Annotated in this window: 9 protein-coding genes; 8 read left to right on the plus strand and 1 reads right to left on the minus strand. The window is 48.5% G+C overall.

All coding sequences use genetic code 11. From position 1 onward, the window contains the following. Positions 1-120: 120 nt before the first annotated feature. From O4H49_RS19900 to O4H49_RS19920, 5 genes are all read left to right on the plus strand, one after another. Positions 121-1068 (plus strand): ABC transporter permease, encoded by a 948-nt coding sequence (locus O4H49_RS19900; RefSeq protein WP_269425184.1) that lies wholly within the window; start codon positions 121-123, stop codon positions 1066-1068. Then, positions 1055-1978, plus strand: a complete 924-nt coding sequence (locus O4H49_RS19905; protein WP_419715244.1) for an ABC transporter permease — start codon at positions 1055-1057, stop codon at positions 1976-1978. Before O4H49_RS19900 ends, O4H49_RS19905 begins: the two co-directional genes overlap by 14 nt. Next, on the plus strand, positions 1978-2949 hold the full coding sequence (locus tag O4H49_RS19910) for an ABC transporter ATP-binding protein (protein WP_269425185.1): 972 nt from the start codon (positions 1978-1980) through the stop codon (positions 2947-2949). The genes O4H49_RS19905 and O4H49_RS19910 overlap by 1 nt, the downstream gene beginning before the upstream one ends. Next, positions 2946-3935 (plus strand): ABC transporter ATP-binding protein, encoded by a 990-nt coding sequence (locus O4H49_RS19915; RefSeq protein WP_269425186.1) that lies wholly within the window; start codon positions 2946-2948, stop codon positions 3933-3935. The genes O4H49_RS19910 and O4H49_RS19915 overlap by 4 nt, the downstream gene beginning before the upstream one ends. 97 nt (positions 3936-4032) lie before the next feature. Beyond that, positions 4033-5592: an ABC transporter substrate-binding protein gene (locus O4H49_RS19920; RefSeq protein WP_269425187.1), complete on the plus strand. Its 1560-nt coding sequence runs from the start codon at positions 4033-4035 to the stop codon at positions 5590-5592. Between the two features lie 173 nt (positions 5593-5765). On the opposite strand, the gene O4H49_RS19925 is transcribed toward O4H49_RS19920, so the two are convergent. Continuing rightward, complete coding sequence (locus tag O4H49_RS19925; protein ID WP_269425188.1) at positions 5766-6884, minus strand: trimethyllysine dioxygenase; 1119 nt, start codon at positions 6882-6884, stop codon at positions 5766-5768. 260 nt (positions 6885-7144) lie between these two features. On the opposite strand from O4H49_RS19925, the gene O4H49_RS19930 reads away from it, so the two are divergent. The 3 genes from O4H49_RS19930 to O4H49_RS19940 all read left to right on the plus strand — a co-directional run. Continuing rightward, the gene (locus O4H49_RS19930; RefSeq protein WP_269425189.1) at positions 7145-7762 is read left to right on the plus strand and encodes a TetR/AcrR family transcriptional regulator; all 618 of its coding nucleotides are present in this window, start codon (positions 7145-7147) and stop codon (positions 7760-7762) included. A 721-nt stretch (positions 7763-8483) separates the two neighbouring features. Next, positions 8484-10202 (plus strand): ShlB/FhaC/HecB family hemolysin secretion/activation protein, encoded by a 1719-nt coding sequence (locus tag O4H49_RS19935; protein ID WP_269425190.1) that lies wholly within the window; start codon positions 8484-8486, stop codon positions 10200-10202. Positions 10203-10207: 5 nt separating this feature from the next. Continuing rightward, positions 10208-13896 (plus strand): hemagglutinin repeat-containing protein (locus O4H49_RS19940; RefSeq protein ID WP_269425191.1); only part of this gene is annotated, 3689 nt, incomplete at its 3' end.

Raw genomic sequence — 13896 nt, forward strand, 5'->3', positions numbered from 1 at the left:
GCTTCAAGTCGAGACAAAAGGGAACACACAGCTTTCCCGCCATAAAGCAAAGTCGGCAGAATCATAAGAACCGACACCTCAAAATATATAATATTTATGAGTACAGGAGCTTACAGGCATATGCTGAACTACGCCTTTAAAAGGGTCATGCTGGGTATCCTCATCCTCTTGTTTACCATGATGGTGATGTATGTCGCAGTTTACTTGATCCCAGGGGATCCGGCAGCAGTGGCCCTGGGGCCACGCGCCACCCCTGAAATGAAAGCTGATTTACTTGCCCGAATGGGATTGGACCAACCGATATATATCCAGTTCTCTAGTTTCATCGTGAATATTCTACATGGCGATTTGGGACTTGATGTTTGGAGCAATCGCGAAGTATCCGCTATCATCTCAGAAACCATGCCGAACACTATGATTCTGGCGTTTGCCAGTATTGGTTGGGCCTTGGCTCTTGGTATTCCTTTGGGATGCTTTTCAGTTATATATCGCAACTCTTTTGTGGACCGCATTATTGGCATATTATCGGTCAGCTTTATCGCCATTCCCTCCTTTGTTGTCGCCATTTTTGTACTATTGATTTTTGCGGTCCAACTCCGTTGGCTTCCTGCCATCGGTGCGGGCGAAGAAGGCGATATTCTTAGCCAAGCGAGAGCCCTCATTTTGCCAGCTTTTGCCATTGGACTTGGTTGGGTTGGATATCTTGCCCGTATGGTTCGCGCTTCCATGCTCGAAGTGATGGGAGAGCAACATATTAGAACTGCTCGCGCTTTCGGCCTGTCTGAAACCAGGGTCGTATTTCGATATGCATTGGCCATATCCCTGATACCCGTCATTTCCCTGATCGCCGTAGGTATGGGAGGGATAATTTCGGGGTCTGTCTTTGCCGAAATTATCTTCGCCCGTCCCGGTATCGGAAACCTGACTTATAACGCCGTTACTTCAAGAAATTATCCCGTAGTAATGGGCGCTGTAATGGTCACAACCGTCTTTTATGTATCAATCACTGTTATGGCAGATCTGTTGATGGCCTACACGGATCCGAGGGTACGCGATGTCCTTAAATAGTACCTCACATGCACGTTCACCCCTGCGCAACAATCTGCTGGTTAACATTAAGGCCCATCTGGCGAGTATCTGGAACACGGTACTTCAGATATCCCGAGACCCTATTGGGGCTCTTGGGTTATTTCTGGTGACAACAATCATCTTTATCGCATTTTTTGCTGATTTTTTGATGCCCTATGATCCAAACCAAATCAATGTCCTAAATCGACTAGCAGATCCGACATGGGAGCACTGGTTAGGTACAGACAATCTTGGCCGAGACAGCTTTTCAAGGGTGTTGATCGGTACCCGGGTTGCCATGCAAGTCGCCATTGTTTCAATTGGCCTCGCCATGGTTGGCGGAATTGTCTTAGGCCTGATATCTGGCTATGGGCCCAAATGGCTAGATTCCTTATTAGTACTGATTTTTGATTCTATGAGTTCGCTTCCCATGATCATGTTTGCAATGGCAGTGATCACCGTTCTCGGCCCAGGCACTTACACTCTAATAATTGTAATTGTCAGTGTCTCTATCCCCGGTTATGCACGGATGATACGCGCTCAGACTCTGTCTTTGAAAAACAGTGAATTTATCTTGGCAGAACGTAGTCTTAACGCCAGTTCTGGACGGATAATTTTCAACCACCTCTTACCCAATGTTGTTGGCTCTCTTGTTATTTTGGCAAGTATGGATATGCCCGTGGTCATTATGCTCGAAGCAGGCTTGAGCTTTTTAGGGCTCGGCATCAAACCACCTGATGCCAGTTGGGGTACGATATTGAATGACGGCTACAGCTTTATTCGTGATTCACCTGTTCTTATTATCGCAGGGGGAGGGCCATTGATCCTGGCGACCCTGGGGTTCACCTTTTTAGGAGAATCTCTGCGCGACGCCCTAGACCCCAAACTTAAAAAACGGGGTTCCAAGTGATGAATAATGCCCTTGAAATAAATAACCTTTCAATTCATTACCAGACAGATTCCGGGGAAGTTCGTGCACTGCGAAATGTAAACTTGAAAGTGCCTGACGGGAAAGTCGTTGGTATCGTTGGTGAAAGCGGATGTGGAAAATCCACGTTAATGTCAGCAATCATCAACCTGTTATCTGAGAATGCTATCGTCAAAAATGGTAAAATTCTGTTCGAAAATACCGATATTTTGACCATGTCTAAGCATCGGTTGCGAAAACTACGTGGCTACGACATCGCCACGGTCTTTCAAGACCCCATGACCACCTTTAATCCAGTCATGACCATTGGTCAGCAACTAACCGATTTTCAACATAGATTCAAAGAACGCAATCGTCAGCAAAAACGACAAAAAATCATCGAAATGTTTGAACTTGTTGGCATTCCCGACCCGGCCCAACGATTGAATCAGTTTCCGCATGAATTTAGCGGCGGCATGCGTCAAAGGATGGCCATTGCAGCAGCCCTGCTTATGAACCCAAGATTGTTGGTAGCGGATGAGCCCACAACCGCTTTAGATGTCACTATGGAAGCCCAAATATTACATCTTTTGAGGAAGATGAAGAATGATTTCAACGGGTCAATTCTGATTATCACTCATCATCTAGGTGTGGTCGCTGAACTTTGTGATTATATCACTGTAATGTATGCGGGCGAGGTTGTGGAACAAGGCACCGTCGAAGATATTTTTTACCGCCCTTCTCATCCCTACACCAAGGCTTTACTTGAGTGTGATCCCGCCGTTCTCAAGAGAAAAACCCGTTACTTGCCAACCATCAAAGGCAGGATACCAGATCTTAGAACCCCACCTCCCGGCTGTGTCTTCGCAAATCGGTGTTCAAAGGTTAGTGCTCAATGCACGCAAACAGCACCACCGGTCGTCGATCTGAGTGACGGAAACCACTGGTGTATATGTCACGAGGTAAGTAAATGACCGCCTTTCTAGAAGTCAGAAATCTGGATGTCAGTTTTGTTCTGCCCCGTAGTATCTCTTCAATACTCTTACGTAATAAAGCCCCCGGACTTGATGTCCTACAAAATGTATCTCTTACCCTCGGCAAAGGGGAAACTCTGGGTTTGGTCGGAGAAAGTGGATCTGGAAAAACGACCCTTGCTCGGACCATCACAGGTCTGATCCCACCACAATCCGGAACTATTAGCTTGGGTGGCCGAGTAGTATCGGGCAATAAAGATAAAGCTTTCCATTGGTTGCGTCGGGAAATCTCGATGATGTTTCAAGATCCCATTGCTAGCCTCAGCCCAAGAATGCGGATCGGGTCTCTAATAACGGAACCTTTTATCATCAATGACATTTCTATTGGCAATCGATGGGAAAAGGCCGAAGAGCTCTTGGATATGGTAGGGTTACCCACCGAATTTGCCAACCGTTATCCCCATGAATTAAGTGGTGGACAAGCCAGGCGTGTTGGCGTGGCTCGTGCTCTGGCCCTGCTGCCAAAGATCGTGATCGCGGATGAGCCTACCGCGGGCCTTGATGTGTCTGTCCAAGGTGAAATTCTCAACCTAATGACAAGACTTCAAGAGGAGCTTGACCTTAGTTATATCATCGTCACACATAATCTGGCTGTCGTAAGGCATACCACTACTCAGTTGGCGATTATGTACCTTGGTCAAATCGTTGAGCAAGGTCCAACCGACGATATATTTGAACGGCCATCTCACCCCTATACCAAGGCTCTTTTAGATTCAGAGCCGCACCCCGATCCGGCGAAGCGACGCGATGATTTACAGATAAAGGGAGAAATCCCGAGCCTGTTTTTACGACCAACGGGGTGCGATTTCCATACCCGCTGTTCATTTGCACAAGACAAATGTCGCGCTGTGGAGCCCGACTTCATGACAACAGAAGATGGCCGTCTTTTGCGTTGTCACTTCCCATTGCAAGACACGGATGGATGACTAATGAGAACGTAACTTTACAACGAGCAAGTCCGGACAAGAGTAATGAAAGATCCCGTCCAACAAATAAAGAATCATAAACAGAAGGGTTATCGTCATGAGTAAACTGGAGACCACAAGACGTACATTCATTCAAGGCGCAGGCATACTTGCTGGTCTTACTGCCCTACCAGGTGTCACCTGGTCTGCGACCAAGGATGTTCTTAAAATTCGTGTAGAAAAAGACATCGCCGTTTTAGATCCAGCCTACGAAACAGGTATGTTAGAAGAAGCTGTAATCCGTTCCATTTTCGTATCTCTTATTGAATTAGAAGATATACGTTCTGGCAGTAACTGGAAACTGGCCGCAGCGGAATCAATGGACCAAATTGATGCAAAAACTATACGTTTTAAGCTACGTGAAGGACTTAATTGGACGGGTGAATATGGGCCAGTAACAGCCGAAGACGTGAAATATTCCTTTGAGCGTGTTGCAGACCCTGAACTGAAATCTCCATGGGCTTATCAATTTGAAAAGCTAGACCATGTGGAAGTGATCGACGAACGCACAGGTATCATTCATCTGAAAGAACCTTTTGCTCCCCTATGGCTGATGTCCCTGCCTTGGTATGGTGGTCATATCGTCTGTAAAGCAGCCGTTGAAAAAGCCGGTGGTAAATTCAATGTGGAAACGCCTGCCACCTGTGGACCTTTCGTCGTTGAAAAATGGCAACCCAAGGAAAAGCTAATCCTGGTCGCCAATCCCGATTGGACAGGACCAAAACCTGACTTCAACAAAATTGAATTTATTATTGTTGAAGACAACGAATCAGCCCTGTTAGCTTATGAAGCAGGTGCTTTCGATTTCAGTAAAATTAGCATTAGTGCTGTTCCTCGGATCCAAAAAAATCCCCCTGCTGACACGACTCTATTGATGGCGCAATCGTCTCGCTATGTCTGGATTTCTCTTAACCTTGATCATCCCAAACTTAAAGATGAAAGGGTTCGTCAAGCTCTCCAACATGCTTTCGATGGCGACTCTGTTCTTGCTGGTGCCTATAACAATCTTGTCGAACGCTCCGCCGGGGTCGTACAGCCGGGAACTAAATCATCCAGAGCAGAAAATAAAATCAATAAAGTAGATTACGACAAGGCCCGTAGTCTTCTGGATGAAGCTGGTGCCAGCGATCTAATGGTTAAGCTTTCCGTGTTGAATACCACTACGGATATGGCAATTGCGCAAATCGTTCAGGCCACGATGACACAGGCTGGTATTACCGTTGAGATCGAGCCATATGACGAAGGAGTTTATTGGACTCTGGGTGATCAGGCCAGTGGTGATGGCTGGAAAGAACAGGAAATGATCCTCATGGCCTTCAATGGTGGGTTGGATCCTGCTGAAAACCTCACATGGTTCAGACCTGAACAAATTGGAGTCTGGAACTGGTCACGCTATAACAGCCCAGAATTTGAATCCCTTTATCAGCAGGGATTGGTGGAAACTGATGTAGAAAAGCGCGCCACTATTTATCATAAGATGGAAATGATGATGGAAGAGTCCGGTGGCTTCATTTTTATTACCCATGAACCTCTTGTGGCAGTCCATCGCTCTAATATCGCCCCAGTTATCCTTGCTGATAATCAGTTAGTGCCTGCAGCAACTAAACTGTTTACTTAAGTCGTTTTCCCCACAACCTCCTATATACCTAATCCCGTCGGATCTAATATCCGTCGGGATTTTTTTTACACAACACACACCACAAAAAATCGGCCACTTCATTTGAAATGGCCGATAGTCAGGGAGTGCAACAAGTTTTGTAATACCTATCCCTAAGGATAAATAAAGAATAATTATCCTTTGCGCAGGACTCTCAGTTTGCTCAGGAAATCTTCTTTATTTAAGTAGGCCCCGCACAAACGACGATGGCCCTGGTAGGCATCACGGGCATGCATAACACGCCAGTTATCGAACAAGACCACCGTGCCCGGTCGCAATCCAAATCGCAGCTGGAAACAACGATCGTTGATCAATTCATTAAACAGGCGTAATCCTCGATAAAAATCGTCCTGCTGGTCATCTTCCAGCCGGAACGGCGCCCGGTCGTAATTGTTGTATGCAATCTGCTGTAAAGTTCCGTCACGACCCAAACCTATAATAGGATGTTCTGCACGAAGATGAACTCCATCGCCCAAATACTGTGCCGGGACAGGAACAGAGGTCAGGGTATCGAAAGCCTTTGGATCTCGGGTGCGGATTTCTTCAGCTACTCGAAAACCATCCACAAAGATGCTCTCTCCTCCTGTGCCATCGAATTCAAGACAATGAAACATCTGATAACCTGGCGAATCAACGCTGTAAGTTCCATCTGTGTGGGGACCGATTTCTACGGTACTATAAGCTGAATCAGCAAAGGCCTGGTTCGCCGTAAAGTCCCAAAAACCACCAAAAATAGTTTCCCGGATGTAGGTAATCCGTCGGGCTAAAGCTTCTGTTGCTTCTGGTGTGGCTGGAGTATTATCGACGATGGCAAAACCATAATAGTCGATCAATTCAACCCAACTTTTAAGCCCCTCGTCTCCTGCCATGACATCATCATAGGATACCGTTGGCAAGTGACCAGCGATTTCATCTGCGGTCCATAAACTGCTAGGATGATCAGACTTCGCCAATCCGGTTGTCGCCATCTCTCGCAAGAATGAAGCAGGATAAATACTTTTCTGTTCTTCTTTCTCCCACCGAATAGAAACCGTGCTTCCATCTTCACTCAATTTCGCCTCTACGGCTTTCAAATCAACAGGAAGCGAAAAAGTATCTACCTGACGTTGATTTGTCTCCTGATTCATACTGTGCAGAGCGTGACAGTGATCCCGGAGCCAGAAGTATGGGTAACGGGATGGTTTCACATCATCCTTCCATTGAATTTCCAAATAGTTGTCGGTTGTTCTTACTGTATCCATTTGAAATGTCATGGTCAGTTTCCCTTACCTCATACAGATTGATTTACGCTTCAATTTTATAATTGTACATATGTACAATAAGAGTCAATTACAATTTCTTACTTTGCTAATATAAATTTATTTCAGTGATTTCGAAATTGGCTGACGCAAGGTATTGCAGAAGTAACAGGCTGTTGTACAATAGTCCAATACACAGCATCTATGTGAAACTTCATATTTATATAACTAATATTTATAGAAATATATCTGGTATCCAAATAAAGGAAAAAACCTTGGCAAATGGCAAAAGACAACGGCTGGATCCTGATGACCGAAAACAACTATTGCTTCAATCTGCACGAGATTCTCTGGCCCGTTATGGAGCCCAAGGAACGGGCGTACGAGAAATCTGTAAAGAAATAGGTGTATCCCCCGGGCTCCTCACCCATTATTTCAATGGCAAGGACTCTTTGTTTATCGAAGCCTATATCGACATGGCTCAAAGCTATAACGCAGAGATTTTAAAAATAACCGAAAACCCCAATTTTTCTGCCGAACAGCGGATGAAAAATTTATTTGACCTCTATTTTTCATCCGACTGGGTCGATGAAGCCACCACAGGCACCTATATCGGTTTCTGGAGCCTGTCACGAACCATTCCAGAATTGCGGGATGCTTTCAACAAAACCTTCAAAATCCAGCATCATGCCATAGAAACCCTGGTTTCAGATCTGGTGGAGGAACGTCAGGTAGATATTGACCCCAAACCCTTTGCTGCCTTCCTGCTGGTTTGCCTCGAGGGCACCTGGTTCCAGCTCTGCTTTAACCCGGAAGTTGTCGAAAAAGAAAGCATCCAAGCCCTCTGCTGGGATTGGCTCGAGATCTATCTCCTGCATAAATCCAAGAGTTAGATCAAAGTTGTTCTGCTAATCCAAACAATTTTAGATGTAAAATCACCCTATCACTCCTGATCCTTCCTGACGAACTCTGGAATTAGGTATAGGCGGAGATAGGCAGCCTTACGGTTCTGTTACAAGAATTGTAGAAACCCATTTTTCGATATCCTTACAATGGCATTGAAGAACTTCGCTCAAAACATCAGGTCCAGCTTTGAAAGTACTTTTAACAAGACATAATTCTACCCAAATATCCTTCTTAATTTTATTTCAAAAGATTTTTTATTGGTTGCACGTTGATTTCAACCTGCCCTTTTAAGTCATTGATTTCACTAAATAGTGCCAAATACCCAGAACCACAAAACCCCGTAACCGATTAAGGTTACGGGGTTTTGTGTATAAGTATTGGTTGCGGGGGCAGGATAGCGCCGAGATTATTGGTTCAAGATCGGTTAAACATCCTTCTCTTGCCAAAGAGAAGGATAAAGACGTTTTTTCCGGCCTGAGCGGAAAACCAGTCAGCAGAAATTACCAATACTTCGAAAAGACGCCAGTAAAACATTTTCACGCTCTGCTGTCCCCCACCAGAACACTTGTTATTTGGTGCATCAAATACCCCAAAACATAATAACAAATTTACATAAAAATCGAAACGATAGTCATTATTATCTATTGTTAAGGTAGAAAAAATTCGATAACAACGCGTCTCTCTAGTTGCGTTTTCCGAGTTTATTCCTTGAGCAAAATTCTATCTACAGCATTTGCCAGTTTGTTCGTCCTGTCCCTGTCAGTCAATGCCTATGCTGCAAGCCCGGCTGACCTGCTGATTATCCAGCAAAAACAGCAACAGATCCTGCAGCAGCGCGAAAACGAGTTGCGTCAGCTCGAACGTGAGCGACTGCAACGACAACCGGGCGGACTGGAGATCACCCCCTTACCGGAAACACCCCCGTCATCTGATGAACAGACCTGTACGGAGATAAAACAGATCACCGTCACAGGTGGCGATGTTCTCGCTTCAGCCGTGCAACGGATTACAAGAGATTACGAACAACGGTGCCTGACAATTACCGATATCAACAACCTTCTCAAGGGCCTTACCAATCTTTTTATTGAGGCAGGTTATGTCACCACCCGCGCCTATATTCCCGCCCAGGATACATCGGACAGCATCCTCGATATCGAAATCATCGATGGCAAGATCAATCGCCTGGAAAAAGATGGCGACTGGACACCCCGCTATGAATTTATTACCGCCTTTCCCGGCCTTAAAGGCGAACTTCTGAACATCCGGGATCTGGAACAGGGACTGGACCAGATCAACCGTTTGCCCTCGAACAATGCAAAACTCAAGCTGGTTCCCGGGGAAAAAGCCGGAGAGACCATCGTTCTGATTGATAACAGACCGGCAAAGCGGATCCGCTTTTCCCCTGGAATCAGCAATTCCGGATCCAAAAGAACAGGCGAATTACAAAGCAAATTTAACGGCCAGGCTGATAATCTTCTGGGAATAAATGATTACTGGACTGTCGATTTCAGCAAGGCATTCAACTCCGAGAAAGGGGCGGACAGCCGCAGCTTTTCCGGTTTTGTTTCCCTCCCCTACGGTTACTGGACATTATCACTTTCTGGGGATTATTTCGAGTATGAAAGTGAAATCAAAGGCGACATCGAGACTTTTAACACCAGGGGTAACAGCCGGGGATACAAAGCGGAACTCGACCGGGTCATTCACCGTGATGCAGACAGTAAAACATCCCTGACCCTGGCGCTGGAAGATAAGGAAACCCGTAATTTCACTAAGGGTTCCTTGCTGGGGACCAACAGCAGAGAACTGGCCATATTTGGTTCCCGTCTTAATCACAGTCGTAAATTCCAGAACGGAATACTCTCGGGAAGTCTGGAGTATCAACGGGGTCTCAAGCTTTTTGGCGCTTTAAAAGATGAGCCCACTGCAGAAGATTCACCCCGTGCACAGTTTGATAAATTTGACCTCTCCCTGAATTATTACCGCCCCTTCTCGGTTGCTGAACAGTCTTTAAGCTGGAGCAGCAGTGCCGTCGCCCAGTGGAGCCCGGACAACCTTTACAGTACGGAACGTATTTCCATCGGCGGGCAGTCAACCGTACGCGGTTTCAAGGAAGGGTCTGCTTCGGGGGATGTCGGCGGATACCTGCGCAATGAACTCAGTTGGTCTTTGCCTCGAACCGGGCTTGAAGTTCCCGATCACATTATTGGGAACGCCAGTCTTTTTGCCGCTTATGACATCGGCAAGATCCGCAGTGATAACAGCGATGCCTTCGAACATGGCACCTTGCAAGGTGCCGCCCTTGGCCTGCGTCTCAATGGCGGATTTGCCAGCGGATCTCTGGTCTGGGCCCGCCCACTGGCTGCCCCAGATTTTGTCGAACAACGCAATAACGAGGTCTATCTCGACCTCAAGATCAATTTCTAGGTGAGATGATGAAACAATTCCTGAAACAGACAACCGCCATCATCGTCGCTTTTGACCTGGTCTTCACCCCGGTTTTTACCGCTATGGCAGACGGTATTACCATAGATCCGGCTGCGGCGGCAGCCAATCAACCAAATCTTGGTGCCGCCCCCAATGGAGTGCCTCTGGTCAACATTGCCCGTCCCAATGGTTCGGGTGTTTCCCATAACAAATACCTGGATTTCAACGTCGGCAGCCAAGGTGTCATTCTGAACAACAGCACCACGGTCGGCGTGTCACAACTCGGGGGCGCCCTCAACGGAAACGCCAACCTTGTCGGGACTGGTGGTGCCAGCCTGATCATTAACGAGGTCACCAGCACCAATCGCTCCCTGCTTGAGGGCCACACAGAGATTTTCGGGCGCTCGGCTCAGTATATCCTTGCCAATCCCAATGGCATCACCTGTAACGGTTGCGGTTTTATCAACACTCCCCGCAGCACCCTGACCACCGGCGCCCCGGTTTTTGCCCCGAATGGCAGCCTGCAATCCCTGTCGATCGAACAGGGCGATGTTATCGTCAGTGGTACGGGGGTGGATGCCAGCAACACCGACTATTTCGACATTGTCAGCCGATCCAGCGAAATCAATGCCGCCATCAACGCCAAAGAGCTGAGCATCACAGCCGGGCGAAACGATTATGACTATGCAACAGGCGTTGCAACACCGAAGGCCGACGACGGGTCTGCCAAACCCTCTTTCGGCATAGATTCAACCGCTCTGGGGGGCATGTATGCCAACCGCATTACCCTTGTGGGCACAGAAGCAGGCGTTGGCGTGCGCGCCGCAGGGGATATGGCCGCAACAGCCGGGGATCTAAGCCTCAATGCCGATGGCACCATCTCCCTTGCCAAGGCAACAGCCAGCAATGATCTTCAGATCACTTCTGGCAATGGGGATATTGCCCTCACAGGGAATGCCTATGGCGGCAATGCGCTTTCCCTCGATGCGGCAAACGGCAGCATTACCTTTACCAGCAGCACCACCTCTGGCGCACAAAACCAGGTCACACTGAACGCGGATAATGTCCTGTTGCAAGACAATGCCGCACTGGTTGCCGGGCTGTCCACAGATGGTAAAACCACCCAGGCCGGACAGCTTGATGCGACAGTCACCGACACACTGCACAATCAGAAGGGTCTGATTACCAGTGGCGGAGATATCGTTCTCAATGCCGAAAACCTCGATAATGACGAAGGCATTATCCTGGCAGTCGGCAATATCACCATTCAGGGCACTGGAGGCGGAAAAAACCAGAGCGTGGTCAACCAGTCCGGTACCATCGAAAGCGCAAAGGGCGACATCACCATCCTAACAGAAGACCTGACCAACCGGAAAAAGGTCTTCTCCACCACAACCTCAGAGATTTACCGCGCCAGCCATGCCTTTAGCGGCAGCGGTCATCCCGGTTGCAACTCTGTACCTGGTGCTACAATTTCTCCCGAAGGCTGTGGATATTTCTCCGGCAGGAGTGTCGCGACTGTTCCCCATTGGGAGAAAGCCAATTTTACCGCCTATTACAGTGGCGAAGGCACCCTGACCGACTGGGTTGTCGAAACCAGGGTAGATCAGGATTCTGCCGCATCCCTGATTTCCTCGGGCAAGGATCTGACCATTGAAGCCACCAGCCTGCAGAACAACAACAGCGACATCGCCGCGTTGGGTGATATCAATCTGACGGGGACGACCCTGACCAACCAGGGCACCAAACTGACCCGCGACTATTATGCAAGAAGCGACTACAACAAGACCACCCGCTGTTACGGCGGAGTTTGTAAATGGTTCGGCGATGGTGGTGGCACCGCGTTACTCGAACGCAATGAAGTTGCTTCGGTCAACTCCAGCATTGTTGCAGGCGGCAGCATTACCAACAGCTTTACCGGCCAGATCAACAATGCAACCATCGTTGAAACCGCCGACAGTGCCAATATCCCGCGTAAAAACTATATCAGCGAAGTCGGTGCCGTTACCTCGACACCCGGCGGGGATGTGCCTCTGCTCGATATCACCAACCTTGGCGACCCCGGCCCCCTGCTGGTTAAAAACCCCGATCCCACGGCCTCCGGCCCGGTGATTGAATCCCGCTTTGAATATACCGATCTGGGAACGTTCTATGGCTCGGAATATTTCCTGCTTGGCAACGGCCTGACACCGGGGGATGCCCGCTACGAGGACCTGCCCCGTCGTCTTGGGGATGCCTTTCTCGATACCCGACTGGTTCGCGATTCCATCATCCGCAAAACCGGACAGCGCTGGCTCAACCCCGCCGTACGCGATGACATCGCCCAGATGAAAACCCTGCTCGACAACGGCATTGCCGAGGCGAGCGATCTTGAACTGACGGTGGGTGTTGCCCTGACGGCAGAACAGCTCGCCGCCCTGACCAGTGACATCGTCTGGTACGTGACCGAGCAGTTCGAAGGACAGGAAGTTCTGGTCCCGCGCCTCTACCTTGCGCAAAACAGCCGCAGCAAGCTCTTGCCCAAAGGGGCGATTATTGCGGCGACAGATCTGGACTTGATCTCGCGTGAAGGCTCTATCCGCAACAGCGGCAATCTGACGGCAGAAAATGACCTCAATCTGACAGCTGAAGAAGACGTTATCAACAGCAGCGGATCCATCCGCGCAGGTAACAATGTTCGACTGGTTGCCCAAAGTGGAAACGTGATCAATGAAACCGCGACCTATGAACTGCGCACGGATGGCACCGATGTTCAGACCGTTCGCAACGCCCGGGGTGAGATCTTTGCGGGCGGCACACTGGATGTTGTTGCTGATAGTGACATCATTATCCGCGGGGCAGATCTTGCTGCGGTTGGGGATACTACTCTTACCGCCGGAAATGATGTTCAGATCGGGTCGATTGAACTGCGGGATAAAAAGCATCACACCCACAAGGCTGGCTACACCAATATCGACAGCACGACAAATGTCGGTTCAACGGTCCTCACCGATGGCAATCTGGTTATTACCGCGGGCAAGGATGCCACGGTCAAAGGTTCTGCCGTTGCCGCCGGTCAGGATCTTACAATCCGCGCGGGGGATAATATCAATATCACCTCGGCACAGGATCAGCGGAGCTATGACTACAAGCTGAAAAAGAAAACCTTTGGCGGCTCGTCCTCGCGCGAAGGTAACGGCCTGAAGATCACCCAACAGGCCTCTGCCGTCGGCGCCGGGAATGATCTTGTACTTGAATCAGGCAAAGATACGACGATTACTGCTTCTGCGCTGAATGCCGGAAATGACCTCAGCATTACGGGTGACAATGTCACCGTTGATACTGCTGAAAACTATGAATACGACTATAGCAAGCGCAAGAAATCCGGCTTCTTTGCTGACGGTATGATCTCTTCCGGCGGGGCCAGTGTTTCCGTTGGCTATCGCAAGGAAAAACACACCAAGGAAACCGAGGGTGTTACACAGGTTATCTCGGCATTGGGGGCCGGAAATGATATTTCCATTACCGCCAGAAAAGATGCCACGGTTGATTCTGCGACTGTAAGCGCCGGGCGCGATGTGACGGTTACGGCGGCTGAAGATGTTGATTTCAAATCATCACAGGATCTTTTTAATCGGAATGAAGAACACAAGGTCAAACAGGTTGGCCTGACCCTTTCCCTGAAACAGAACGTCACGGCGGCGGCAAAAGCCGT

Origin of the sequence: Kiloniella laminariae (genome assembly GCF_027214005.1) — a bacterium.
Lineage (GTDB): Bacteria > Pseudomonadota > Alphaproteobacteria > Kiloniellales > Kiloniellaceae > Kiloniella > Kiloniella laminariae_A.